The sequence below is a fragment of the Methanobrevibacter sp. genome, assembly GCF_045603845.1.
GTDB lineage: Archaea > Methanobacteriota > Methanobacteria > Methanobacteriales > Methanobacteriaceae > Methanocatella.
In genome coordinates, this window is sequence record NZ_JAZUMY010000052.1 from 1 (window position 1) to 25,347 (window position 25,347).

Below are 25,347 nucleotides of genomic sequence, written 5' to 3' on the forward strand. Positions count from 1 at the left end.
TTCTTACAAAACCATCAATACTGGATTCATATCTTGTGTCCATACCCATCAATTCAACTTTATCTTCTAATGCTGAGTAGAAATAGTGAATACAGTAGTTACAACCTGAAACAAATTCTTCAATGTGTGCTGCTTCCACATCAGAATCTTCTAACCATCCACGTGATTTCATAGCTTCAATTTTAGAGTCAAATTCTTCTGGAGATGATGCTACAAAGTAACCTCTTCCTCCTCTTGCTCCAGGGAACTTAACCATAACTGGTCTGTCTATTTGAGATGGGTCATCATATTTGTAAGGAATACGGACATCACCTTCAACAAGTAATGCTCTTTCCTTATCTCTTTCTGCTTCCCATCTTAAAACATCCCTATTACCGAACATAGGAACATTGAACTTATCTTCAACATTGTCCAAACCGGCATAAGCTACAAATGAACCGTGCGGAATAACAATAGCATTCATATCTCTTAATTGCTGCTGAACATCCTCATTAACAATGTCTTTGAATTCATCAACAATAATGTATTCATCAGCTACATCAAATCTTTGATAAGGTACTTCCCTACCTTTTTCACAGACAATAGCTGTTCTGAATCCTTCCTCTTTTGCTCCTTGTAAAATATGTAAAGAAGTGTGGCTTCCAAGAGTGGCTAGGGTTATTTCATCTTTATCATATTTACTTAAAATCTCCAAGATATCTTCTTTTTTAACTTCTCCCATAATAACCAATCCATGATTAGATAATATACTTTATATATTTATAAATTAATAACTCTTTTTATTTGAAAAAAGCATTAAAAGTAATGAATACAAAAATATATCTGAGGAAAATATTATGCTAATAGGATTAATTTCAGACACACATATTCCGGATAGAGCCAGACAGATACCTGAAAAAGTTTTAGAATCTTTTAAAGATGTTGATTTGATAATACATTCTGGGGATTTGACCACAAGAGCGGTTATTGATGAATTGGAAAAGATAGCTCCAGTTATTGCGATTCAGGGAAATATGGACAGAGTTGCCGGTCTGGATCTTCCAAAAGCCGAAACCGTTGAAGTGGAAGGTGTGAAAATAGGAGTGGCTCATGGAGAGGTCTATCCTAGAGGAGACACACAGCAGCTGCTCTATTTGGCAAGACAGCTGGATGTGAACATATTAGTTACCGGACATTCACATCAGCCAAAAATAGAACAGGTGGAAGATGTTCTGCTTTTAAATCCGGGAAGCCCTATTGTTCCTAGACTTGCAGACAGAACAGTGATGTTACTTGAAATTAACAATAAAAATGTAGATGTAGAAATAGTTAAAATTGGAGCACCCGTATGCAGTGCACTTGATTTTACTCAATATCCGAGGGATTGAAATGGGAAGCAAATGGCAAATGGAAAGAAAAAAGGACCCATATTATAAAAGAGCTAAAGCAGAAGATTACCGTTCACGAGCATCATATAAACTCAAACAATTGGATAAAAAATATAAAATCATCAAAACCGGAAATACGGTTGTTGATCTGGGTGCTGCTCCTGGCGGCTGGTCTCAGGTAGCTCTGGAAAAAGTTGGTGAAGAAGGAATCGTTGTCGGCGTTGACTTAAATCATATAGGAGCTCTTCCTGAAGAGAATTACTTTAGAATTAAAGGAGATTTTACCACAGAGGAAGTTCAGGGAAAAATCATGCGCGTAATCGGCGGAAAAGCAAAAGTGGTTATGAGCGATGCCTCACCGGAGTTATGCGGCATTAAAAATCTGGACCAGCTCAGATCAATTGATTTGACCAATTCAGTAATCGGAATAGCTGACAATATTTTAGAACATAAAGGAAATCTTGTTATGAAAGTATTCCAGGGACCGGAATATAAGGAAATGCTGGACGGACTTAAAAAGAAATTCAGACAGGTCAAAACTACAAAACCACCATCCTCCCGTAAAAAAAGTTCAGAAATGTATGTTGTTGGCTTAGGTTATAAACATCGGGTAAAAAAATAAAGAAAAAGATTAAAGATTTTCATATGCTTGGCGAGCAGTAGCCAATTTTTCTTTAGCGAATTCTATTCTACTGTCCACATCATTTGATGGTTTATCCGCATCCAATGCTGACTGGACGTTATCAATAGCAGAACCTGCCCGTGTCAACTCTAATCTAGCATCATTATACCTTTGAATATCATCAGAATCCCCGGCATAATAAGTTGATTTCACAAAATCAAACTTTGATTCCAAATCACCATATTCGGATTTGAGTTCAGCCAAATCATCATATTGATTTCCGGAAGATATTTCATTGGTAATCGATTCGTTGACAATACTGAATCCAACATATGCTACAACAATTATTGTGGAAATAATCATGATAATTCCAACAACAGAAATTAGCATAGAAGTGGATTTAAATAAACTTAGCCTTGATTTTCTCATAATAACCTCATTTTCAATAATATTAAATATATGATTTATTGATTTTAATATATAATTTTTACCTAAAAAATTCTTTTAATGCCTGGAATTAAATCAAAATCACTGTCAAATGATACGATTTTGTTTATTCCCAAACTTTCCATAGACTTCAATATAGTACAATCAGAATAGTTGACAGCCCCATTATAATACAAATATAATTCAATAGCGTTATTATATTCATTACTGTTTAAATAATGGATATCACAGGAATTTAATATTATATCGATAGATTCTTTAATAATATATCCTTGTTTGATTTTTTTACATTTGCTTAAGAAATTGACTGTTTCTGTAAGAACCGTGTTATTAATAATCAAGTTCTCTTTGTCTATAAAATCAATCAGTTCATTTGCACGATGATTGTTTACATCATTAGTCAGCAATAACCCCACAAGAAATGATGTATCGACAAAAATCATAATTCCCGTCTTCCCAGTTGTTTTTTAATTTCGGCTGAATCAGTAGCGTAAGGTAATGTAACACTATTTGCCAAATCCTTAAGGGATCCTTTTTTATTTGGAATTTTTGATTCCGATAAACCCTTAATAATCCATAATTTAATCAATTCCGTCTGAGTCATTCGTGATTCGACAGCAAATTCTTTAATTTGATATATCAATTCTTCATCAAGCCTTAATGAAATCTGTTTAGTTGCCATGAAAAACACCTTTTGCTACATTAGTAGCAATATATACATATATTAATATATAATTTTTACTGTTCAATTGCTCTATGCAATTATTTTTTAAGCATGAAAACTTAATGTAATATTAATGAAATCTACTACTAAATCACAAACATTAATTACAAAATTTGAAGAATTTTTTGCAACTTCATACAAGGATGATGTGTTTGAAATTCTTGAAACGTACCCTGATAACAGATCGCTGACCGTGGATTATAATGTTTTGGAAATATTCGATCCTGACTTGGCGGATTTGTTAGTTGAAAAACCTGAAGAAGTTATTGAAGCTGCACAAATAGCTGTTAAAAATATTGACCCTTTAGCAAAGGATGCTGATTTGAACATTCGCTTTAAAAATTTAACCAACATTATTCCATTAAAGATACTTTTAAGTAAATATATCGGAACATTCGTTGCTGCAGAAGGAATCGTTAGAAAAACAGACGAAATAAGGCCACGTATTGAAACTGCAGTTTTCGAATGTAGAGGCTGCATGCGTCTTCACGAAGTTGAGCAAACTTCCGACAGGACAATATTGGAGCCTTCCTTATGTGGAGAATGTGGTGGAAGGTCATTTAGACTGCTTCAGGAGGAATCCCATTATATTGATACCCAAACCGCAAGAATGCAGGAACCTTTAGAGAATTTATCCGGAGGAACCGAACCTAAACAAATGTTAATGATTTTGGAAGATGATTTAGTAGATGAATTAAATCCGGGGGATAAAGTAAGAATTACAGGTACTTTGAAAACATTTAGGGAAGAAAGAAGCGGTAAATTCAAGAATTATATTTATGTCAATCATATAGAACCTTTAGAACAGGAGTTTGAGGAACTTCACCTTTCAGAAGAAGATGAGGAAGAAATCCTTGAATTGTCAAAAGACCCCAATATCTATGAAAAGATTATCAAATCAACTGCACCATCAATCAGAGGATATCGTGACGTAAAAGAAGCTATTGCATTGCAGTTGTTTGGTGGATCTGCAAAACAACTAGAAGATGAAACCCGATTAAGAGGAGATATTCACATTCTTATTGTTGGAGATCCTGGTATCGGTAAGTCCCAGATTCTTAAATACGTTTCAAAACTGGCTCCGAGAAGTATTTATACGAGCGGTAAAGGTACCACAGGAGCCGGTCTGACTGCAGCTGCCGTCAGAGATGAATTAGGCGGATGGTCACTGGAAGCGGGTGCGCTGGTTTTAGGAGACCAGGGTAACGTTTGTGTTGACGAACTGGATAAAATGCGTTCAGAAGACCGTTCAGCACTTCACGAAGCTTTAGAACAGCAGACAGTAAGTATTGCAAAAGCGGGAATTATGGCGACTTTAAATTCAAGATGTTCTGTGCTTGCTGCAGCAAACCCTAAATTCGGAAGATTTGACAGATTCAAAGTATTGGCAGACCAAATTGAACTGCCACCTCCAATTCTATCCCGTTTTGATTTGATTTTTGTCGTTGAAGACAAGCCTAGCAGAAAGGGAGATTCTGAATTGGCTCAGCACATTCTTAACATTCACCAGTCCAATACTGTTGATTATGAAATAGAACCTGATTTACTTAGAAAATACATTGCTTATGCACGTAAAAACGTCAATCCAGTTTTAAGTGATGAAGCTAATGAAGTATTGAAGAATTTCTATGTTGATACAAGAAACAGCAGCGGCAATACTGAAGAAAACTCCGTTGTTCCAATTACCGCAAGACAGCTTGAAGCTATTATCCGTCTGGCGGAAGCCTGCGCAAAGATGAAACTGAAAGAAGTTGTTGACAAGGAAGACGCTAAAAAAGCAGTCAGGTTACAGATGGCATGTCTCAAGGAAGTAGGGGTTGATCCTGAAACCGGTGAACTTGAAGCGGATATCGTAGGCGGAGGAAGACCTAAGTCCGAGAGGGACAAAATGGGCGTTATTGTTGATGAAGTCAAATTGCTTGAAGAGGAATATAACGGCCAGGCTCCGGTTAATGTTTTGAAAAGCAATATGGAAGAAAAACATGATGTGAGTGAAGATAAGGTTGAAACTCTAATCAGAAACTTAACACAACGCGGAATCTTATATGAACCGAGTGCGGGATATGTAAAAAGAGTTTAATGAGGTTAAATTAATGAAAATTTACCATGGGAGCACAGTAATCGTTAAAAAACCTGAAATAAGAGTTGAAAAGTTCAACAAAGATTTTTATTTCGGTTTTTACTGCACCATTATGGAAGAGCAGGCAATTCGTTGGGCCACAAGATTCGGAAATGGCTTTGTTAATGTATACGATTATAAACCGGATGATTCATTGAGAATTCTAAAATTCGATGAAATGAGTGAAGAATGGTTAGATTTCATCATTGCTTGTAGAAGTGGTGTTTCTCATGATTGGGATATAGTTGAAGGCCCTATGGCTGATGATACAATATATAATTACATTCAGGAATTTAAAGATGGTAAAATCTCAAGAGAAGCATTTTGGGCATTGGCAAAATTCAGATATCCTACACACCAAATTTGTTTCAATACCGAAAAAGCTCTTAAAAGCATAACATTCATTGAAGCGAGGGAAATTAATGGATAAAAACAACAATTCATTATTCTATACCTGCAGTCTGATAGAATTCATTTCAAGACAGACAAAAAATCACAGAAAGGATACTATTAACTTTTTAGGTGAAGATTTAGAAAGGATATATAACTATGAAGATGTTTTCCACTGCGAACCAATTGAAAAAGTAGCTGATGACTTTATAAGCAGAAACAATATCCCTAACGGAAAATTCGATAACATTTCAACATGCAAATACAATATTCCAGATTTTTGGGAAATTGGAGAAGTCTTTGAAAGATTAATTGAAGACAATTTTGAGGAAGATGAAGTTTTCAAAGGCATAAGAGAAGTGTATTCTTCATGGCTAGCAGATGAAATATTAAATTTCAATTCAGACCTGTACTACCAGTCAAGGGAATATTTGGCAGAATGTTACAAAACCGGAGAAATAATTATTTCCTGAAAATACAAATTTTAACAATAACTTAATAAATGATTAAAATCATAATTAATATATTATACTTATACTGATTTTTACGGAGTGATAATATGGATAAATATGAAGATTTATTAGAAAGAGCAATAGACCAGTTACCTCCTGAAGTATTTGAACACAAAAGATTTAAAATTCCTAAAGCTTATTCAGATATCCAAGGTAATAGAACATTCATTAAAAACTTTAAAGAAGTGAGTGAAGGATTAAACAGAGATCCTCAACATTTATTAAAGTTCTTAATGAGAGAATTAGGTACTGCAGGTAACGTTGACGGTGCAAGAGCAATATTGCAGGGTAAATTTACACATTACCTGATTAATGAAAGAATTGAAGATTATGTGGACAAATATGTAATTTGCCACGAATGTAACAGACCAGATACTAAAATTATAAGAGAAGGCAGAATATTCCTATTGAAATGTTCCGCTTGTGGTGCAACCGCTCCGCTCAAACAGTTATAATTTTTTATCTTTTTTACTTATTTTTAAATGATTTTTATGTTTTGTATAGAATGCGGAAGCGAAGATAAACAGATGGTTGGAGAAATCTGCATAGATTGTTTTTTAAAGGAATTTGAAATGATTGAAATTCCGGGAAACATTATTGTAGAAATATGTAGCCATTGCAGCAGCCGTCTAGAGGAAGGAAAATGGAGCGAATCCTATCTTCCAGAAGAAGAAATCATATATCGTGCTCTTGAGAGAAACATAAAAATCAATGATTTGGTTGAAAACGAAGAAATCAACCTTGAAATTGACCAGATTAAAGGCACAATAGCTAACTGCTTTGTTGAAGTTGTTGGTGATGTTTATGGAGTTTCAATTGATGAAACACATGACACACAGGTCAGAATTCAAAAAACAGTATGCCCTACATGCAGCAAACTTCAGGCAGGATATTACGAATCAGTTATCCAATTTAGAGCAGACACAAGAGAGATTAAATCTGAAGAATATGAAAAGGCAGATGAAGTTGTCGCAAGAACATTGGATAAGCAGGCCAAAGTAGATAAACTAGCATATTGTCCTCAAATAGCTAAATTGAAAGAAGGCTATGATTACTATATCGGATCTTTAAAGACAGGCAGAAAAGTTGCAGAAGCACTTAAAGAGGAATTTGGCGGAGTCATCAAAGAATCACCAAGACTCATCAGTGAAGACAAATCAACCGGAAAAGGCCTTTACAGAATATGGATTTCTGTCAGAATTCCTGAATTTGAAATCAATGACATTGTTGAATATGAAAATAAGATAATACAAGTCAGCGACATTGACAAAAATAGAGTTGTTGGAACAGACATTAAGACAAATAAGAAACATAACATTCCAATGAAAAGCCTGGAAAATATAAAACTCGTTAAAAAAGAATCAGAAATAGAAAGCACCACAATAATATCAATGTCTCCAAAAATCATCCAGATATTGGATCCGAGCGATTTTTCCGCAGTCGATTTGGAAATGCATGACGAATTTAAAGACTACAATATTGGTGATGAAATCAGAATTATTAAAATTGATAATTACATTTACTTGATTAAATAAGTGATAAAATGAATATTGAAGAAAAAATTCAGTTAATTGAAGAAGGAACCCTTGAAGTTATAGACCGTGAAGAATTAAAAGAAGTGCTTGAAAAAGAACAGCCTATAGCTTATACAGGTTATGAACCTTCAGGTAAAATCCATTTAGGACATGCCGTAACTGTACAAAAACTGAAAACCCTACAGAAATTAGGTTTCAAAATTAAAATATTGCTTGCAGATTACCATGCATTTTTAAATGGAAAAGGAAAAGTTGAAGAGATAGCACAAACTGCCGAGTACAATAAAAAATGTTTCCAGGCATTAGGTCTTGATGAAACAACCGAATATGTTTTAGGTTCATCATTCCAGTTAGACCCAAGTTATACTGATAAAGTTTATCAATTAGCTACATTAACTACATTGAAAAGAGCTAGAAGAAGTATGGATCAAGTTAGTCGTGCAGACGACAATCCTAAAGTAGCCAGCGTTATTTATCCGATAATGCAGACCGTGGATATGGCCGCACTTGAAGTGGATATTGCATTAGGAGGAATGGAACAGAGAAAAATTCAGATGTTGGCCCGTGAAAACCTGGAAAAAATTGGTGAAAATGTTCCTGTATGTATCCACACCCCTTTATTGCACGGCCTTGACGGTGATGCAAAAATGTCTTCAAGCAAAGGAAATTATATTGCGGTAGATGACTCTGTAGAAGTAATTAGCAAAAAAATCAATAAAAGCTACTGTCCGCAAGGTGAAATTGAAGGCAATCCTATGATTGAAATAGCTGAAACCTTTGTATACCCAAATCAAGATACTTTACTTATTAAAAGACCTGAAAAATTCGGAGGAGACATTGAACTGACTCACGACGAATTAATTAAGGAATTTGGTGAAGGCAACTTACACCCTATGGATTTGAAAAATGGAATAAAAGATTTCTTAATTGAATTCTTTGCTCCGGTTAGAGAATATATGGAGGAAAATTAAATGGAAGAAGAAGAATTTCAAATGGGTTTGCCGAATGGTGTTGGTGAAGCAATGCTTGCACATACAATTGAAAAATTTGACGTTAAGCTGGAACAAACCGAATTTGGCCCTAAACTCATAGGCTCTTATGAAGAACTTGAAAAAGCAAAGCAATTTTTAGCAGATTCAATTGCTGAAAGGATAAAAGAATTGGAAGGATAGACATTCTTCTTTTTATCTATTTTTTATGATAAACAATAAAAATTATATTTCCTACTTTTTAGGCCTATTTGTAATGACTGTAGGCATTGCATTTTCAATTAAATCCAATTTAGGAATATCCCCAGTCAGTACAATACCATATACCATGACTGTCATATGGGGCGTTGAGATAGGAATAGCTACAATTATTTTTCATTGCATACTTGTTTTAATCCAGTTCATATTGCTAAAAGACAAATTTGGTATGAAAAACCTGAGCCAAATCCCTATTGGAATAATATTCGGATTTTTTACAAGTTTTTCTGTTTATTTATTGTCATTTATTCCAGAATCAACAAGTTTTTTAATATCCTTAATATATATGGTTATAAGTATTTTTACAATAGCATTTGGAATATTTCTCTATTTACCGCCTAATCTGATACCTCTTGCTGGTGAAGGAGCTATGCAGGCAGTTTCAATTGTTTTTGATAAAAAATTTTCAAATGTTAAGATAGGATTTGATGTTACGATGGTAGTGATATCTGCAATTACATGCCTCTTTTTCATACATTCCTCAGGCAGTGTTGGCTTAGGAACAATTATTTCAGCTGTTTTTGTTGGTATGGCATTGAAGTTAATTGTAAAATTATATACTGCATTTACTGGAAAAACCGTTGATTTAAAGTCAATGTAGCTAATTTTCAAAAATACTACACAAAAATTTTACCTAATACAATCAGGACATAATCCCACTTTTGATGCGACAGCCTTTTTAATATCTGAAGAAACTTTATTGATTCCATTATTGGCATTGATTATTTCATGTTCGAAGTTTTCGGCCAATTTTAAATAGTTTTCTCTAACAACAGTTAAAAACTCTTCATTTTCAAATGTATCCTCACCAGAAGTTCTTGCAACAGATGTTTTAACATCCAAGTCAAGCAAAAGCAATAAATCCGGCTTTTTAGCATATTTATTTAGAATAGCAATCCATTCCGCAGGTTCTTGGTAAGCTAGTGATGAGATAAATGATCTGTCAGAGATAATGACTTTTTTTTCATCAGATAATTTGTCCATTATAAGCATTCTGTCAGCTGCAAAAAGCAATCCCAATGTTTTTTGAACCCTGTCTGTTGTTGCATCGGGCCTCTGCAATATCTTCCTTATCAGTTTTCCAACCTCAGAGTCTGTCGGTTCAACCAATGTTTCAACTTCAAGACCGTTAGCTTCCAACCATTCCTTTAACATTTGAATTTGAGTTGATTTTCCAGCACCATCAATTCCTTCAAAAACTATATACATAAAAATAATTTTAGTTTAGATAATATTTAAATCATCTGAAAATAGCATTTTTACATATAAAATAAATAATACGAAAAACATATTTTAAATTACTATAAAAATATCAAGGTGTAAAAAATAATGCATTTACAAGAATTATTGGCTCCGGCAGGTTCTTATGACGTGTTTGTTATTGCTGTTAATGCAGGCGCTGATGCAGTTTATATTGCAGGACAAAATTATGGTGCTAGAGCTTTTGCTAAAAATTTTACAATGGAAGAAATCGAAAAGGCAGTTAATTACGCTCACTTAAATAACGCCAAAGTCCATGTTACAGTCAATACATTAATCAATAACTTTGAGATTATTAATGTTTTAGATTACTTGTTCAAACTGTATCAAATCGGCGTTGACGCAGTTATCGTTCAGGATTTTGGAATTATCCAGCTTTTAAAGAAATTAATGCCTGATTTGGAAGTTCATGCATCCACACAAATGGCATTGAGCAATTATTCCGCAATCAAATGGGCTTATGACAATAATATCCGAAGGATTGTTCTTCCAAGGGAAAAATCAATTGAAGAAATCGAAATGATCCACAGTCAGCTTGAAAAAGATGATATTGACTTGGAACTGGAAGTCTTCGGCCATGGAGCGCTGTGTTATTGCGTTTCCGGAAATTGCTATATGTCATCATATAACAGCGGAAGAAGCGGAAATAGAGGTGCCTGCGCACAGCCATGCAGACGGGAATACCGCCTAAAATACAGGGGTTACAATGTGGGAAACGGATTTTTATTATCAACGCATGACCTTGCAACATACAATAATCTGGACACTATCTCAAAAGCCGGAGTCACATCACTGAAATTGGAAGGCAGAATGAAATCCGGAGATTATATCGGAACTATTGTCAACAGCTACAGGAATATAATTGATGGAAATCCTGGTGACTGGCAAAAAGATTTACACCTTGTTTTTAACAGAAGATTCACCAACGGATACATTATGAACGACAAGCCCGGCCAGGTAATGGGAAGAGGCAGTTCCGGTCATGAAGGATTATACATTGGAGATATAATCAATATTGACGGAACCAAAGTAACAATTGAAATAAAGAACAAGGAAATTCCTGTTATTCTTGAAAAAGGCGATGGAATAGCATTTAAGTACAACGGCAAAATCAAAGGAATCTATCTTGAAAACATCATCAAACAGGATGAAAATGAAATCATCATTGACACGACACGTCTTGTAAAGGTAGGAACTGAAGTGTTCATCAGCTATTCAGCTAAAACCCATGAAAGCCTAAAGCAATTTAAAAATGAAACAATAAAAAGTAATATTCCAATCAACGTGACATTCAATTTCCAAAAAGACCTGACTGCAAACATCAAAGTCGAATATTATCTGGATGATGAACTGATTAACTTCAGATATAAGGGAATCGCCAGATTTGAAAAGGCTAAAAATAGACCAATAACAAAAGATTCCATTATAAAGCAGCTTGAAAAAACAGGAGGCACACCATTTTACATGGAAAAAATCAGATTCAATGACATGCCAGATGACTTATTCATTCCTATAAGCGGATTGAATAAAATCAGAAGGGAAATTCTCGATAAAGCGGAAGAACTACTTCTGAATCATTATACTCCAACCAAAAAATCAATAAAGGCCACAAGGAAAAAATTGGAAGAATTCAAAAGCAATTACGATTCTTATGAAAACAGAACAAATAAAAAAGCCAAACTATCCCTTTTTGCCAATGATTTGAATCAAATTAGAGCGGCAAACGGTTTTGATTTGAAAAGAATCTACCTGGATGTGAATTGCCTGTACAATAATCCTGATGATTATTACGAAAATATTTCAGATATTTTAAAAGAAGCCAACCAGATTGCTCCCGAGATTGAGATTGTTTGGGTCCTATCATCATTTATTAATGAATTTGAATTAATTAAAGCAAATGATATTATAAAAGAATTGGAAGCAGAAGGATACTTAATTTCAGTCATGGTTGACTCACCAGGAGCAGAAAAGATATTTGACTGCCCGATTTATGGAAACCATAATCTGAACGTTTGGAACTCATTTACTGTTGAAAACCTGTCAAAATATAACGGATTGATATTATCATCCGAACTTTCAGGACGGGAAATTAGAGAAATAACAAGGAAAAACTATATCAGAAATACTGATTTGGAAATGATTGTTCACGGCAATTTAGAGGTTATTGTAAGTCGTGACGATTTTTCAAACTTGAATGATGGAAGAGACTTCATAATTGGAAATAATGCCGAATATGCCACATTGGAAGATAAGAAAAGAAAGAAATTCAAATATAAGATATTCTTCGACTATAACCGCCAAAGCCATATCCTTAATAAAGATTGCTTATGCTTAATTGAAGAGATGAATGAGATTAAAGACCTCAATTTAGATAATCTTATTGTTGACTGCAGATATTCAACGGAAGAGTATACCAAAAACATATTGGCAATATATAACGATAGTCTGGACGATATCTCACAGGAAAAACTGAATGAATTCAAATACGAGATAATGGACTTTTCACAGTCATACATTAATAAAGGAAATTATATTGAAGGAAGATTACATGAGGATACCTGAGTTACTTGCCCCTGTCGGATCCATGGAACATTTAAAGATTGCAATTAATGCCGGAGCCAGTTCCGTTTACCTGTCTGGAAAAAACTACGGAGCGAGAAAGTATGCTGAAAACTTCACGTTAGATGAAATACATGAAGCTGTAAAACTTGCACACCTGCACAATGTACGCGTTTATGTAACCGTAAATACATTAATTATGCAGAGAGAGATAAAAAGTGTGCTTAATTACCTGAATGAGTTATATGCAATCGGCGTGGATGCTGTTCTGGTTCAGGATTTAGGTCTCATTGAACTGATTAACAAATACCTCCCAAAACTTAAAATTCATGCTTCAACACAGTTTACCTGCGAAAACCAGAGAAAAATAGATTATCTTGAAAGTAAAAATGTTAAAAGAGTTGTTCTTCCGCGCGAAATGAAAAAAGAAGAAATTAAAAACTTAAAAACGAATATGGAACTTGAGATATTTGCTCATGGAGCATTATGCTATTCCTATTCCGGACAATGCCTGATGAGCAGTTTTAAAGGTGGAAGAAGCGGGAACAGAGGAACCTGCGCTCAGCCATGCAGGCAAAAATACAGATTATCCAACAGCAAAAAGAAAGATTACTATTTATCTCCGAAGGATTTATGCTTATATGAGGAACTGAAAGAAATCAGCGAACTGAATATCCGATGCATCAAAATTGAAGGAAGAATGCGTTCCAAAGAATATCTGGCCATTGTAATAAGCAGTTATAGAAAGGCGCTGAACAAACTAAAAAGCAATAAAATCACCAATACCGAAAACCTGAATTTAGTATTCAACAGAGGTTTCACCAAAGGAAAATTTATGAATTCCTACAAAAGGAGCATCAGATCAGGACATCTAGGTTTGAGAATCGGTAAAGTAATCGATGCTAAAAATTCACAAATCGCCATCAGAATTGATGATAACATCAATACAATGCCTGACAAGGGAGACGGTTTGCTGATTGTTAAAAATAACAATGACTATGGAATGGAAATATCACAAAATCCCATAATTACAACACTGAATCATTTTAATAAAAACAAACTAAAGCAAATCAAGGATTTCACAAGAAAGGATAAGGTTTTAATTATTAAAAAAGTCAGACAGAATAAAAAGACCAATTTTAATTTAACGGGCTCAACAGTTTATCTGACAAAAAGGAATTCCTTAAATAAATTAGTAAAAGAAATTGAAAACAAGACTTCCAGCTATATAAAATCAAAGTTAATATTAACATTTTCTGTTAAAAATAAATATCCTCACCTGAAAGGGAGATTAACCCTTGCAAACCATAAGGAAGTTAATTATGAAGTAGTTGGAACAAGCAAATTTGAAACTCCATTGAAAAGAAATATTGATGCGGAAACTATTGAAAAGCAACTGTCCAAGCTTGATAATTACCCATATCAAATTATTCAAATCAATATGAACTATGACGGCAGCCTGTTTATTCCGATAAAGGAAATCAACAAGATTAGAAGAGAATTGTTTGAAGGATTGGCAGAAGAAGTAAATAAACTGTACGAAAATAAAAAAGAAAAAATTGATTACAAACAGGATCAATTAAAAAGAACCGATAAACTTTCATTATCTTATTATACAAATAATATTGATGAATTAGCTCAAATCAGCGGCGTTAAAAGAGTTTATTTAGAGATACCACCAAACAACAGCATTAATTTTATGGTCAATTTCCTGAAAGAGGCTGTTGAAATAAGCTATTCTAAAGATTATGAATTAATCTGGAAATGGCCGGATATTGCACATGACGAACTGATAAAATCCCTAAAAAAAGTTAGAGGAATTTTGAATAAGATGGGATTGACACTAGACATCATGTCCAATGACTTTAAAGGAGATTATGGGCCATACTCCATGAATATAACTAACACAGAGTCAATTAATGCATTGAAAGATTATAAACTGCTCACATTATCACCGGAACTTAGAAAATCCGATTATGAAGACATCATCAGATGCTGCGAAGACAATTCGAAAATTGAAATCTTAGTTCATGGATGCATTGAACTTATGAAGACAAGATATGGATTTAAAGAAAAAATTGATAATGCATATTTAATTGATTCCAAAAATAATATTTATCCAATACATAAAAGTTTATCCGAAGAAGAAATGATTATTTTCAATAGCGAAGACTTATGTTTAATAGATGAGATAAATTACTTGAAATCAATAGGTTATGTTAATTTTTCAATTGACGGTCGTTTTAAAGACAAAAATTACTTAAAATTAATTAAAGTTTATAAAAAAGCATTGAATGGTGAAATTAATAAAGAAGATGTTTTAAAATATTCACCGAAAACCACAAAAGGAAATTTCTGAAAAATATTACTGTTCAAATGCTCTAGGCAAATTCTAATTATATATTAAATTAATAATAACATTAAGGGTTTGGTTAAAATGGAAGGAGAATTACAAACATTGCAAGAAATAAAAGGAATCGGAGATAAAATCTCTGAAAAAATAATTAGAAGTGTTGGAGGCGAAGAAGAACTCCAAAAAATAGTTGATGAAGTTGATGTGGAAAGAATAATTGAAATAGACGGCATAAGTCAAAGGAAAGCAATTAACATTATGCATCAATTATTGAATAATGACAATTATGAATTTATCAAAAGCGACAGGGCAATGGAAATTTATGAAGACATCATAAACAAGATATTGGCATACTCCAATACATCATACTCCAAAAACAGAATTCTTCTGTTAACACCATCCAAAGATACTGATAAAATCAAAAAACAATTAAAATTTGTAATGGATGCGAAAAAAGCTGTTTCACAAATGCCCATCATCAAATTAAGAGGATTGATGAAAAATTTAAAAAAATTAGAAGAACCTAAGGCAGAATACGATGCAAGTAAAGTTATTTTAGTTGAAAGCGAAGAAGACAATTCCTATTTATGCGATTTAGGCCTTAACCAATACTACCCCATTTTAACCGCAAGCGATTCTCCATTACTCAAAGAGGAATTAATGAATTATGATTTGATATTTTACGTTTATTCCCAGGCAATTCTTGATTTTGAAGGGATGCCCAATCTAGTTATGATCAATATTGATGAAAACGACTATGAAATAGTTCCTGAAAAAATAATCAACTTCTTTACCCAGAATCAGAAGACTTTCCAAAGGGTTCATGAAATTCAGAAAATCAGAAACAAGGAAAGTGTTTTGGGAGACATAATTCCAATAATTGATGAATTGAATATCGTTGAGAAAAAAGAAGTGGATATTGATGAACTTGTTAATTCATTGAAATATGAGATGGATGAAGAATTAGAAAAATCCATAAAAAATATTGATCTTGAAGGAGATGAAATTCTCAACTTATTAAACAATAACTTCCCACCAAAAATAAGTAAAATATTTGACGATATTATCAGTAAACGTAAGGAAATCATCAGGGAAAAAACTGGGCTGGACTTTGATCCATACCTCAGAAAATATCCGATTGAAATTGACGAACAGGAAGTTGAAAGGGTAAAACTTGAAAGGTCATCAAAAAAAGAGAATGATATTTTCGATATTAAAAAAAGCGCGGCAATACAACTCAATTCAATTAAGCAAAAAGCAATAGAAGAAGTTGAGGACGTTATTAAGTTCGATTATGAATTTTCACTTGGAAGCTTCGCATATGAATATGAATTGGTAGAACCTGAATTCGCCAATGACATTAAATTAAAAGGAGCGCTGCACTTGGATTTATCCCTTAAAAAGGATGAAGATTACGTTCAAAAAATTGACTATGAACTGAATGAAAAGGAAAATATTGCACTTCTGACAGGAGCAAACAGTGGTGGAAAAACAACACTGCTTGAAACATTGACACAAATATCCATCATGGCACAAATGGGCCTTCCTGTAAGTGCAGACGCATGTGAAATCAAATTATTTGATGAAATCTACCACTTCTCCAAAAAAAGATCACTTGATGCAGGGGCATTTGAATCATTCCTGAATGTATTCATACCGATTGTTACGACAGACAGTGAAAAATTGGTTTTACTGGACGAACTTGAAGGAATAACAGAACTTGAAGCAGCAGTTAAAATCATATCCACATTCATTGACATGATAACAGAATCAAATTCATATGGAATAATAGTAACCCACATGGCAAGGGAACTAATGAATTACACTGATGTCAGGGTTGATGGTATTGAAGCGAAAGGACTGGATGAAAATTACAATTTAATTGTTGACAGAACTCCAAGAATGAATTTCCTTGCAAAAAGTACACCAGAATTGATTTTAAAAAGAATATATGAAAAATCCGATGATGATTTAAAAGTAGTGTATGCAAGAATTTTAGAAAAATTCTAAATACTACATTACACAAAATTTCTATTGATGAAAATAACTTCAAAATCAAAAAATTCGGATATTCAGAGAATAAATCAGATTTATCAGGTACTTAAAAAAAATGATTTTGGATATTTAATTGAAGAAAATACCTTTTTTAAGACATTCCCTTTTCTTAGAAATAGAAATAGAGAAAAAGAAGATAGTTTTCCAGATGAAACAATCCCAATAAGAATTAGAAAAGTACTTGAAGATTTAGGTCCTGCATACATCAAGCTAGGCCAAATGTTATCTACAAGACCTGATTTAGTAGGTTTGGAAATATCTGAAGAGCTTGAAAAATTAAGAGACAATACTCCAATAGTTGATTTTGATAAGATTAAAGAGCTGATTGAAGAAGAATTGGGCCAGGACTTGGATGATATATATACTGACTTAAACGAAACCCCAATCGGTTCAGCATCAATCGGCCAGGTTTATACAGCAGTTTTAAAAGAAAATGGGCAAAAAGTTGCCATTAAAGTCCAAAAGCCAAACAGTGAAGAAATTGTTAAAACAGACATTAAAATCATGAAATTTTTGGCTGTGAGAATTGATAAATTCATCAGCAGAACAAAAGTTTACAATTTGCCCGCCATCGTTTCTGAATTTGAAAGATCCATATTAAAAGAAATTAATTACCTTGAAGAAGTAAGAAATATGGAAGTTATCCAGTCTAATTTTAAAAATGTTCCTTATGTTCATATTCCTAAAGTTTACGATGATTACTGTTCGGGAAAAATAATCACGATGGAATTGATTGAAGGTGATGAACTAAGCAAAGTAATTGAAGATGACTCTAAAAAATACAATAAAAAGTTAATTGCCAAAAGAGGAACCAACTCATTTTTCAAACAGATTATGCTTGACGGATTTTTCCATGCTGATCCTCACCCAGGAAACATAATAGTTATGGAAAATAACAAAATCTGTTATATAGACATGGGGATGATGGGAATTCTAAGCGATGATTTCAAGGAAAATCTCGCAGAATTGATAATTCTATTAATAAACGGGAATGCTGACAATATCATTAATCAATTAATTTACATGGACATAATTACACCATCTCAGAACACTCCTGAGCTGAAAGAGGACGTCAATGATTTAATGAAAAAATACTATGGAACAAAGCTTAAAAACATTAATGGAAGTATTGAAGATTTACTGAATACCATGATTAAGCACAATGTGTCCTTGCCAAGGGAATTTGTAATGCTTGCAAGAGGATTGGCTTTGGTTGAGGAAAGCGGTAAAAAACTGGATCCTGACTTTGATACTGCAAAAGAATTGAAAAGATTATCCAAAAAGATACTGGCCCAAAAAGTTTCACCAAACAGATTAATTAAAATAGGTTCAAACTATCTTCTGGAAATGGGGCATTTAGCCAAAGGCCTGCCAACGACTGTGAATAATACATTGTCCAAATTGGAAGAAGGGGACATTACACTAAAATTAAAGATTGAAGGAATAAGTGAAATATCCAAACAATTGACAACGGCAATAATCATAGCTGCACTAATTGTGGGTTCATCACTTGCACTGTTTGCAGAAAAGGGGCCGACAATAATAGGCATCCCTATTCTAGGATTGATTGGTTTTCTAATAAGTTTTGCATTGGGAGTATATCTTGTAGCCCAATACATAATGTTTAACATGGACTGAAAATATTTCAGAAAAAATTAAAAATATGGTGAATTGTTCTATTCACCATTTACAGCTTTTACTTCTTTGTATGTTGCATATAATGAGTAAATCCAAATGATAAAGACAATAATGCCTAAAATCGGACTTACTAAGAAATTTAACAATTCAAAGATTATAGCAAGAACTGCTAAAATAATTCCTCTTTTCATATCTCCAGCGTAAATCAATCCTAATCCGGACCATATGATTGAAAGAACTATTGCAATTACCATATTTTTCTTAGCCATTTTCATCCTCCGTTTAATTTTTTTGATAGATATTAATATATCTACTTTTTGAAAATATATAAAATTATACACTAAAATTTTCCTACGGGATGTTTTTCAACAAATATCAAATCAACCACATTAACTATTGAAAACATAAAATATGAAATAGTTAATGAAACCTTTCTCAATAATTTTTCAGAAAAAATTACTCCAAATGTAAATCAATATAGTGAAAAAACTATACAAAATATTTATTACTTATCTCTTACACTATCATTATATCATGATTTGATAAATTTTCAGTGACCGTTTTATTACATGACTTCATTATAACTCCATCATCACAGTCATTTTGAATAATAAGAAGAACGCGTAGCCCTGCAGATGATACATATTCCAGTTTAGAACAATCAATGACCACACTGTTTACAGCATTATCTTTTTTAATCTTCTCATAATTAGCAAGAAGCTTAGGTGCGCTTAATGTATCTAAATTTCCGGACAAGATTAAATTAAGCCTATTGCCATCAATTGATGCATCCGCATTAAATGACTCAGTCTCGGCATCGCAAATATCAACGTCAATAGATTCATCAACTGTAATTTTCCATATGCATACTCTCTTAAAGCCTTCCTTAATCTGAGCTGCAATCTTAGGGTCTGCATTTTCTAAACTTTTAAACTCAGGTACATGGTCTGCATATGGAAGTCTCTCCAACTTAAATCCCTTGGATTTAATGTAATTTATTGCATCCCTCATATTTTCCCTAACATTTCCCCGGACGCTAACGGTTATTGTATTCTCTACGGCATTTACATCAGATTTGTCATCAATTCTATACTTGGACTGCCACATAACCTCTCTTGTTCTCTCCCCATAGAATGCTTTCACTATCAAAAGGTAGAGAAGAGACATCTCAGGGTCAAGAGTAATCCAGCATCCCCCATGCTCTGCAAGAATCCTTTTAATATTGTCACACATCGCATCCATCTCAGAATCTGTAAGATACATCAGGAGTCCTTCTGTTGTTATACATACCTTTCCTTCAATCTTATCAAATGCAGACTTAAGTGATTGATAATTGGTTGCATCAACACCTTCAAAATTAACAAGATTTTTTTGATCTTCTTCTAGAAGTGACATGATAACCGGTTCAAATTCATTAATTGTTGCGGGAAGATCCATTCCAACAAATTTCTTGCCACTTTTTGCAAATTCAAGGGCTCGAGGTGTAAAACCGCACGGCAAGTCAACCTCTGTAAAACCCGATTCCATTGCGAGTTTTCCATTAGTAAAATATCTTACTTCCATAACAACGCCGTTACAGAAAAGGTCAGCATCATCGACATTAACTGTATCACTATTCTGCGTATTTTCAAGTGTAAGGCCCAACCTTTCGACTACATCATTGGCATCATCATTACCTGCGGCTGCCAATTGAAAAAGAGTCATCTTGGCCGTGTTAAATATAGGATTTGTTCTTTCAAATAAGTCTTCATCAATTTCTATTCCATCAAAATCAAACATATTATCCGCAATATACATTATATTGGTCAAATATTAATTTAAATTTAAAATAAATTGTTAAAATGGATTTTGCCCGTATACTATACAAAATATTTACTACTTTTCGCTCTCAAATTATAATATGCTACGAAGAAGAATATCTATTCTTTATTCATTTACAGATTATTAAACTTTTTCAATGAAGTTAAAAAAGTGATAATGAACTTATCAAGGTATTACTTGACAATATTCCGGAATTTAGCTAGTATGAAACTCAATTTGATGACATGATTATATTATATTTAAAAATTAAAAATCCCCTAAATCATCCAATTTTATATCTAAACTATCACAAAACCTGATAAAATTTATTTTAAACTGATTTGAATAATTTTTTTTAAAATTAAAGATGCAAGTAACCACTTACACGCGAAAATCTTTATATATAATTGTTTTAATAGATTTAAGTGTAGTCTTCAAATGACTGGAGTTAAAAAATCAAGGAGGAAACAATATGGAAAGTAAAAAAATCATTCAATGTCTGGTTTTAGCATTAATTATTTCACTATCATTTGCAGCAATCTATGCAACAGAAACAGGGGAAATAAACCACAATAATACATCCAGCGATCAGAATGGAATTCATATTAGTGGATCAAATAACATTACAGACATAATGGGTTCAGTTAGTCCAATTCAACATCATGCCCCTGCCACATTAGAATTGGATATTTAATTCTTTTTTAATAAGAGCAATATCATTGCTCACATATCTGTTTTTAATTTTATCAAATTTAAAAAAAATATCACCAAATAAAAATTTACTATTGAATTTATAAATATTTTTATATAATATTTATTACTTTTAACTAGAATGATTTAATTTGAAAAAATAATATCAACTTCATTAATAAAAAATATTTTTTAAGTGTGACTTCGTGCAATAGACACAAGTAATGACATATCTTAACCTACTAATTAAAAAAAAACACCAAAAATAGTTAATAATAATGTTTAAAAGTATAAAAACAACACCCTCCTCATTATTAAATCAAAAGATTTTGAAGAAACCTCTCTAAATATCAAAATAACCATTTAAGGAAAATTTAAAAGCATTTGAAATAAATCTTTCCTAATGAAATATTAAAAATTAAAAAAAAGAAGGATAAAAATCCTTTTTAAAAATTATTCATATTTTTCAATTAAGGTCTCAGCCCTATCTATAACTAGAACAAATACTCCTTCTATAATTAATGCAACTCCAAGGAGTATAGCTATTAAAATTGGTTGTGATGCTAAAAATGCTGCAAGTATAGCGACTAAGATACCTAAAATCAAAATAATAATGGAATATATTTTATATTTACCCTCTAAATAGAATGCACCTACTATTCCATATACCATCATCAGAATTGCGATAATATAGAATTGTAAAGATATAAGGAATGTTAAAGCATTTAAGTAGAACATAAATATAATACCGAATATCAAAGAAATAATTCCAATAATTATGGATAAATATGCATAATTATTTCCAAACTCATTTGTAAAAAGGAATCCTACACTTATTTCCGCTAAACCCAAACATACTAATGAAAAACCAATACATATAGAAAGCAGATCAGATGAAACTACTGGACTAACAATAAATATTATACCAAAGAGGATATATAATAACCCTATAATTTTTTCTCTAATCACAATATCACCTCCTAACTCAATTAATAATGAATATGATAAAAATATTATTTAAAAATATCTAAAACTAAATGGTAAACTACTCAATATATGGCTTTTTTGTTCAATTCATCTTCAAGTAAAAGAAGCACAGGACATGCAAAAAATACATTAAAAATTAAATATCCAACTCTTATAAATCATATATCCGCATAAAATAAGTGAAAAGATTTACTGGAATTTAAACAAAATATAATACATTTAACTCGTAAATGAAAAAAAAGTTAAAAACAGATGATTTTTCATGCATCTGCTTTTATATCATTGAATAAAGTGCAATTATACTTGGAATTGCAATGAGGATTGTATTTCTAACCATTCTGAAACGATGCCTTTTCCATTCCTTTTCAGTCAATTCTTTGGTTTTTGGAATCTTCAAAATACTCAATATAATGCTTGCTGAAAGGAAAATGAAATATGCATTGAGTATGAAAAGGTATCCTGCTCCCAAAAGCATGCCAACTTTCCCGTTTGCAATAGCATATCCACAGGTACATAGCGGAGGCATCAAAGCTGTTGCAATTGCGACACCCGGAATAACGGTGTTTGTTTTATCCAAACGGGTTTGTCCTATGATTCCCGCTAGTCCTCCGAAAAATGCTATGATCACATCGAAGAAAGATGGAGATGTTCTTGCAAGCAATTCAACAGTAGGCTCCTTAATCGGAGATAAAAAGAAATACACTGAAGCGGCAGCAACACTTATTACAACCTGCATTCCCAAACCAATCAGATGGTTTCGAAGCAGAACATAATCCGCAGACACATTTCCATATGCAGAAGCAAGAATACTTCCCATTATGGGTGAAATCAGCATTGCACCAATAATCACTGCAGTTGAACTGACATTAAGACCCACCGAAGCGATTATCATTGCACATACCATTACACACATGTTGGTTCCAGTAATCTGCCCTCCATCAAGAAGACGTGTTCGAATCTCTTCGTGTGATGCCGAATCTTCCTTTAATGAAAAGGCTTTTCTGATTTTTTCTTTAATTGTTTCATTTTGTTCTTTAATGGCACCCATATTCTCAGTTCCCTAATTCTTAAATGAATATGTTCAAAAAAAATAATATTTCCGCAACATCTCTTTATAATATAATTTCAATTCGAAATATCAATATTATTTCATTTTGTACTCATATGTTTATATTTCGATTAAGAATATTTAATTTTAACTTAAAAAATAAAAATAAGGGATTTTCTCCCGAACTTATGATTTTCAAATGACTAAAAAAAATTGTAAAAATCGATTATGATTTCTACAAAGCCATTTTATTATTTAACATATGAATTCTTTCGTTTTTTAATAATTTAATATGTATTCACCAGAGAACATGAAATTTTTTTAATCATCCTAAAAAGATTGTAAATGGAATATTTAATTCCTAAGATATTTATAAATTAAATATACTCCGATAACTGCGCTTAATACGAATCCAACAAATCCGATTGCAGAAATGTCCCAGATTTTTGGACCTTTATCTGCCAGGATTGCAATTGATGAACCTATGAGCAATGCAGCTACAATCAATGATATGGATAACTGATTTTTCAAATCATCCAAACCTGTATGGTTCATATTTAATTCCAGTTCCCCTTTTTCAACCTTATCAAGGGTGCTGTTAAGTCTGTCAGGCAAATCTTTTAATAAATGTTCGATTTCTACAATATAGTTGAATCCACCACCGACAAGGTTTCCAGGTTCAAATTTTGATTTAATCATGTCTTTAGCGAATTTTTCAAGTTCTCCTGTGAGATTGAATTGTGGATCCAATTTGTCTCCAGCTTCTTCAATGAGAATGATTCCCCTTCCGATCATTACAAACTCTCTTGGAAGAACAATATTATGGTTAATCATCACATTCATCAAATCGTCAAATATACCATCCATTTGGTCCATGTCAACGCCGATGTATGAGTTCAATAGGTCGTCAACATCTTCCCTGAACTCTTCGGTGTTCTGTTCCGGAGTGATGATTTTCATGTAAAGCAATTGATTAATTAAATGGTGTGAATTTCCATCCAACAGAAGCAAGATTAACTGTGCAAAGTTTGCGCGGAATGTATCATTGACTACACCCATCATTCCAAAATCGATGTAACAGAGTCTGTTGTCATGGGTTACGAATAAGTTTCCTGGGTGTGGGTCTGCATGGAAAAATCCGTCAACCAATACTTGTTTTAAATAGGATTGGCATCCATATTGGGCGATTTCTGCATTGTTGATGCCTTCAACTTCATTGTCGTATAATTCGGGCAATTCATATCCATCAATAAGTTCCATGGTTATGAGCTTAGAGGAACAGTACTGTGTATAGACTTCAGGAATTTTAATATACTCGACTTCTTCAAAGTTTTTTGTTATTTTACCAATATTTTTAACTTCTTCCATGTAGTTCAATTCTTTGAAGATTGACCTTTCGAATTCCTTAGCCATTGCAGGTAGGTTATATACTCTTGATCCGGAAATGTGCTTGTCGACTTTTTCGGCCACTTTATTCAATACTACTACATCCGGCTTAATTACATCATAAATGCCTGGCTTTTGAACTTTAATAGCAACATCCATACCATTTTCCTTTAATGTTGCCTTATAAACTTGACCGATTGATGCTGATCCAAGCGGTTCTTCATTAAATTCAGAATATACTTCTTCCAATGGCTGTCCGAGTTCGCCTTCAATAACTTCTCTGATTTCATCAAAAGGAGTTACTGGAGTATTGTCCCTAAGCAATTTTAAGTCATCAGCTATTTCATTTCCGACCATATCCGGCCTTGTAGCTAACAGTTGCCCTAATTTAATGAATGCAGGACCCAATTCTTCCATTGCATATCTTAAATCTGAGATTTCAAAATTCTCATCATCTTCATTGTTTTAGAATATAGGCCTTGTTCTTGCCAACAATTCCGCTGCCTGCTCCTTTACAGGATAGAAAAGAAAATAGAATGCTGCAGCAGTAACGCTGATTAAAATCTGCATTATAAAACCGACCGTATGCTTTCGAAGAAGCGGATAAT

The 25,347-nt window shown here is 33.0% G+C and carries 25 protein-coding genes; 15 read left to right on the forward strand and 10 right to left on the reverse strand.

Translation table 11 applies throughout. The annotated features are described in order from the left end of the window. A partial coding sequence (locus ACKI2W_RS04410) for a formate--phosphoribosylaminoimidazolecarboxamide ligase (RefSeq protein ID WP_407379630.1) occupies positions 1-721 on the reverse strand: 721 nt, incomplete at its 3' end. A gap of 115 nt (positions 722-836) precedes the next feature. Here ACKI2W_RS04410 and ACKI2W_RS04415 point away from each other — a divergent pair. After that, on the forward strand, positions 837-1,367 hold the full coding sequence (locus ACKI2W_RS04415) for a metallophosphoesterase (RefSeq protein WP_407379632.1): 531 nt from the start codon (positions 837-839) through the stop codon (positions 1,365-1,367). 1 nt (position 1,368) lies between these two features. Beyond that, positions 1,369-1,989, forward strand: coding sequence for an RlmE family RNA methyltransferase (locus ACKI2W_RS04420; RefSeq protein ID WP_407379634.1), 621 nt, complete (start codon positions 1,369-1,371; stop codon positions 1,987-1,989). Between the two features lie 9 nt (positions 1,990-1,998). Here ACKI2W_RS04420 and ACKI2W_RS04425 read toward each other — a convergent pair whose 3' ends face one another. The 3 genes from ACKI2W_RS04425 to ACKI2W_RS04435 all read right to left on the reverse strand — a co-directional run bounded on the left by ACKI2W_RS04425 (position 1,999) and on the right by ACKI2W_RS04435 (position 3,118). Beyond that, on the reverse strand, positions 1,999-2,418 hold the full coding sequence (locus ACKI2W_RS04425) for a hypothetical protein (RefSeq protein WP_407379636.1): 420 nt from the start codon (positions 2,416-2,418) through the stop codon (positions 1,999-2,001). Positions 2,419-2,480: 62 nt separating this feature from the next. Beyond that, entirely contained in the window at positions 2,481-2,879 is a 399-nt protein-coding gene (locus ACKI2W_RS04430) for a type II toxin-antitoxin system VapC family toxin (protein WP_407379638.1), read from the reverse strand. Further along, positions 2,876-3,118: a hypothetical protein gene (locus tag ACKI2W_RS04435; RefSeq protein ID WP_407379640.1), complete on the reverse strand. Its 243-nt coding sequence runs from the start codon at positions 3,116-3,118 to the stop codon at positions 2,876-2,878. The genes ACKI2W_RS04430 and ACKI2W_RS04435 overlap by 4 nt, the downstream gene beginning before the upstream one ends. Positions 3,119-3,233: 115 nt before the next feature. On the opposite strand from ACKI2W_RS04435, the gene mcm reads away from it, so the two are divergent. The 8 genes from mcm (at position 3,234) to ACKI2W_RS04475 (ending at position 9,564) form a co-directional block, all read left to right on the forward strand. After that, positions 3,234-5,240 carry a minichromosome maintenance protein MCM gene (mcm, locus tag ACKI2W_RS04440; protein ID WP_407379642.1) on the forward strand — a complete coding sequence of 669 codons (2,007 nt, stop codon included), beginning with the start codon at positions 3,234-3,236 and terminating at the stop codon, positions 5,238-5,240. Positions 5,241-5,253: 13 nt separating this feature from the next. Continuing rightward, positions 5,254-5,709 (forward strand): DUF3990 domain-containing protein, encoded by a 456-nt coding sequence (locus ACKI2W_RS04445; RefSeq protein WP_407379644.1) that lies wholly within the window; start codon positions 5,254-5,256, stop codon positions 5,707-5,709. Further along, entirely contained in the window at positions 5,702-6,142 is a 441-nt protein-coding gene (locus ACKI2W_RS04450; protein WP_407379646.1) for a hypothetical protein, read from the forward strand. The genes ACKI2W_RS04445 and ACKI2W_RS04450 overlap by 8 nt, the downstream gene beginning before the upstream one ends. Before the next feature lie 86 nt (positions 6,143-6,228). Beyond that, on the forward strand, positions 6,229-6,636 hold the full coding sequence (locus ACKI2W_RS04455; RefSeq protein WP_292797071.1) for a translation initiation factor IF-2 subunit beta: 408 nt from the start codon (positions 6,229-6,231) through the stop codon (positions 6,634-6,636). 27 nt (positions 6,637-6,663) lie between these two features. Beyond that, positions 6,664-7,716: a 60S ribosomal export protein NMD3 gene (locus tag ACKI2W_RS04460; RefSeq protein ID WP_407379648.1), complete on the forward strand. Its 1,053-nt coding sequence runs from the start codon at positions 6,664-6,666 to the stop codon at positions 7,714-7,716. An 8-nt stretch (positions 7,717-7,724) separates the two neighbouring features. Continuing rightward, a complete protein-coding gene (locus ACKI2W_RS04465) occupies positions 7,725-8,687 on the forward strand; it encodes a tyrosine--tRNA ligase (protein WP_407379650.1) in 963 nt (320 codons plus the stop codon). Next, positions 8,688-8,888, forward strand: a complete 201-nt coding sequence (locus ACKI2W_RS04470; protein ID WP_407379652.1) for a hypothetical protein — start codon at positions 8,688-8,690, stop codon at positions 8,886-8,888. Positions 8,889-8,961: 73 nt separating this feature from the next. Beyond that, the gene (locus ACKI2W_RS04475) at positions 8,962-9,564 is read left to right on the forward strand and encodes a YczE/YyaS/YitT family protein (RefSeq protein ID WP_407379654.1); all 603 of its coding nucleotides are present in this window, start codon (positions 8,962-8,964) and stop codon (positions 9,562-9,564) included. 29 nt (positions 9,565-9,593) lie between these two features. Here ACKI2W_RS04475 and tmk read toward each other — a convergent pair whose 3' ends face one another. Continuing rightward, positions 9,594-10,172: a dTMP kinase gene (gene tmk, locus ACKI2W_RS04480; RefSeq protein WP_407379656.1), complete on the reverse strand. Its 579-nt coding sequence runs from the start codon at positions 10,170-10,172 to the stop codon at positions 9,594-9,596. Between the two features lie 120 nt (positions 10,173-10,292). Here tmk and ACKI2W_RS04485 point away from each other — a divergent pair, with 120 nt between their 5' ends. The 4 genes from ACKI2W_RS04485 (at position 10,293) to ACKI2W_RS04500 (ending at position 18,828) form a co-directional block, all read left to right on the forward strand. Then, positions 10,293-12,785, forward strand: coding sequence for a DUF3656 domain-containing protein (locus ACKI2W_RS04485; RefSeq protein WP_407379658.1), 2,493 nt, complete (start codon positions 10,293-10,295; stop codon positions 12,783-12,785). After that, positions 12,772-15,141: a DUF3656 domain-containing protein gene (locus ACKI2W_RS04490; protein WP_407379660.1), complete on the forward strand. Its 2,370-nt coding sequence runs from the start codon at positions 12,772-12,774 to the stop codon at positions 15,139-15,141. The genes ACKI2W_RS04485 and ACKI2W_RS04490 overlap by 14 nt, the downstream gene beginning before the upstream one ends. Positions 15,142-15,219: 78 nt before the next feature. Beyond that, positions 15,220-17,145 carry a MutS-related protein gene (locus ACKI2W_RS04495; RefSeq protein ID WP_407379662.1) on the forward strand — a complete coding sequence of 642 codons (1,926 nt, stop codon included), beginning with the start codon at positions 15,220-15,222 and terminating at the stop codon, positions 17,143-17,145. Positions 17,146-17,172: 27 nt separating this feature from the next. After that, positions 17,173-18,828 carry an ABC1 kinase family protein gene (locus ACKI2W_RS04500; RefSeq protein ID WP_407379664.1) on the forward strand — a complete coding sequence of 552 codons (1,656 nt, stop codon included), beginning with the start codon at positions 17,173-17,175 and terminating at the stop codon, positions 18,826-18,828. Between the two features lie 38 nt (positions 18,829-18,866). On the opposite strand, the gene ACKI2W_RS04505 is transcribed toward ACKI2W_RS04500, so the two are convergent. Both ACKI2W_RS04505 and ACKI2W_RS04510 read right to left on the reverse strand, forming a co-directional pair. Further along, positions 18,867-19,097, reverse strand: a complete 231-nt coding sequence (locus tag ACKI2W_RS04505; RefSeq protein WP_407379666.1) for a hypothetical protein — start codon at positions 19,095-19,097, stop codon at positions 18,867-18,869. Positions 19,098-19,344: 247 nt separating this feature from the next. Next, a complete protein-coding gene (locus ACKI2W_RS04510; RefSeq protein ID WP_407379668.1) occupies positions 19,345-20,607 on the reverse strand; it encodes an STAS domain-containing protein in 1,263 nt (420 codons plus the stop codon). A gap of 493 nt (positions 20,608-21,100) precedes the next feature. Here ACKI2W_RS04510 and ACKI2W_RS04515 point away from each other — a divergent pair, with 493 nt between their 5' ends. Then, positions 21,101-21,322 carry a hypothetical protein gene (locus ACKI2W_RS04515; protein WP_407379670.1) on the forward strand — a complete coding sequence of 74 codons (222 nt, stop codon included), beginning with the start codon at positions 21,101-21,103 and terminating at the stop codon, positions 21,320-21,322. 449 nt (positions 21,323-21,771) lie between these two features. Here the strand turns inward: ACKI2W_RS04515 and ACKI2W_RS04520 are convergent, their stop codons facing one another. The 3 genes from ACKI2W_RS04520 to ACKI2W_RS04530 form a co-directional block, all read right to left on the reverse strand. Continuing rightward, positions 21,772-22,287 carry a DUF308 domain-containing protein gene (locus ACKI2W_RS04520; protein ID WP_407379672.1) on the reverse strand — a complete coding sequence of 172 codons (516 nt, stop codon included), beginning with the start codon at positions 22,285-22,287 and terminating at the stop codon, positions 21,772-21,774. Between the two features lie 292 nt (positions 22,288-22,579). Continuing rightward, positions 22,580-23,353 carry a DUF389 domain-containing protein gene (locus ACKI2W_RS04525; protein WP_407379674.1) on the reverse strand — a complete coding sequence of 258 codons (774 nt, stop codon included), beginning with the start codon at positions 23,351-23,353 and terminating at the stop codon, positions 22,580-22,582. 354 nt (positions 23,354-23,707) lie between these two features. Beyond that, positions 23,708-25,156 carry an ABC1 kinase family protein gene (locus ACKI2W_RS04530; RefSeq protein WP_407379676.1) on the reverse strand — a complete coding sequence of 483 codons (1,449 nt, stop codon included), beginning with the start codon at positions 25,154-25,156 and terminating at the stop codon, positions 23,708-23,710. Positions 25,157-25,347: the final 191 nt, after the last annotated feature.

Bases quoted from the DNA above. Each gene is read 5' to 3' on its own strand.
- ACKI2W_RS04430 (WP_407379638.1), bottom strand. From the start codon at position 2,879: ATGATTTTTGTCGATACATCATTTCTTGTGGGGTTATTGCTGACTAAT.
- ACKI2W_RS04510 (WP_407379668.1), bottom strand. From the start codon at position 20,607: ATGTTTGATTTTGATGGAATAGAAATTGATGAAGACTTATTTGAAAGA.
- ACKI2W_RS04490 (WP_407379660.1), top strand. From the start codon at position 12,772: ATGAGGATACCTGAGTTACTTGCCCCTGTCGGATCCATGGAACATTTA.
- ACKI2W_RS04465 (WP_407379650.1), top strand. From the start codon at position 7,725: ATGAATATTGAAGAAAAAATTCAGTTAATTGAAGAAGGAACCCTTGAA.
- ACKI2W_RS04525 (WP_407379674.1), bottom strand. From the start codon at position 23,353: ATGGGTGCCATTAAAGAACAAAATGAAACAATTAAAGAAAAAATCAGA.
- ACKI2W_RS04470 (WP_407379652.1), top strand. From the start codon at position 8,688: ATGGAAGAAGAAGAATTTCAAATGGGTTTGCCGAATGGTGTTGGTGAA.
- ACKI2W_RS04495 (WP_407379662.1), top strand. From the start codon at position 15,220: ATGGAAGGAGAATTACAAACATTGCAAGAAATAAAAGGAATCGGAGAT.
- ACKI2W_RS04475 (WP_407379654.1), top strand. From the start codon at position 8,962: ATGACTGTAGGCATTGCATTTTCAATTAAATCCAATTTAGGAATATCC.
- ACKI2W_RS04460 (WP_407379648.1), top strand. From the start codon at position 6,664: ATGATTTTTATGTTTTGTATAGAATGCGGAAGCGAAGATAAACAGATG.
- ACKI2W_RS04515 (WP_407379670.1), top strand. From the start codon at position 21,101: ATGGAAAGTAAAAAAATCATTCAATGTCTGGTTTTAGCATTAATTATT.
- ACKI2W_RS04530 (WP_407379676.1), bottom strand. From the start codon at position 25,156: ATGGAAGAATTGGGTCCTGCATTCATTAAATTAGGGCAACTGTTAGCT.
- ACKI2W_RS04415 (WP_407379632.1), top strand. From the start codon at position 837: ATGCTAATAGGATTAATTTCAGACACACATATTCCGGATAGAGCCAGA.
- mcm (WP_407379642.1), top strand. From the start codon at position 3,234: ATGAAATCTACTACTAAATCACAAACATTAATTACAAAATTTGAAGAA.
- tmk (WP_407379656.1), bottom strand. From the start codon at position 10,172: ATGTATATAGTTTTTGAAGGAATTGATGGTGCTGGAAAATCAACTCAA.
- ACKI2W_RS04445 (WP_407379644.1), top strand. From the start codon at position 5,254: ATGAAAATTTACCATGGGAGCACAGTAATCGTTAAAAAACCTGAAATA.
- ACKI2W_RS04455 (WP_292797071.1), top strand. From the start codon at position 6,229: ATGGATAAATATGAAGATTTATTAGAAAGAGCAATAGACCAGTTACCT.
- ACKI2W_RS04420 (WP_407379634.1), top strand. From the start codon at position 1,369: ATGGGAAGCAAATGGCAAATGGAAAGAAAAAAGGACCCATATTATAAA.
- ACKI2W_RS04485 (WP_407379658.1), top strand. From the start codon at position 10,293: ATGCATTTACAAGAATTATTGGCTCCGGCAGGTTCTTATGACGTGTTT.
- ACKI2W_RS04450 (WP_407379646.1), top strand. From the start codon at position 5,702: ATGGATAAAAACAACAATTCATTATTCTATACCTGCAGTCTGATAGAA.
- ACKI2W_RS04425 (WP_407379636.1), bottom strand. From the start codon at position 2,418: ATGAGAAAATCAAGGCTAAGTTTATTTAAATCCACTTCTATGCTAATT.
- ACKI2W_RS04435 (WP_407379640.1), bottom strand. From the start codon at position 3,118: ATGGCAACTAAACAGATTTCATTAAGGCTTGATGAAGAATTGATATAT.
- ACKI2W_RS04505 (WP_407379666.1), bottom strand. From the start codon at position 19,097: ATGGCTAAGAAAAATATGGTAATTGCAATAGTTCTTTCAATCATATGG.
- ACKI2W_RS04500 (WP_407379664.1), top strand. From the start codon at position 17,173: ATGAAAATAACTTCAAAATCAAAAAATTCGGATATTCAGAGAATAAAT.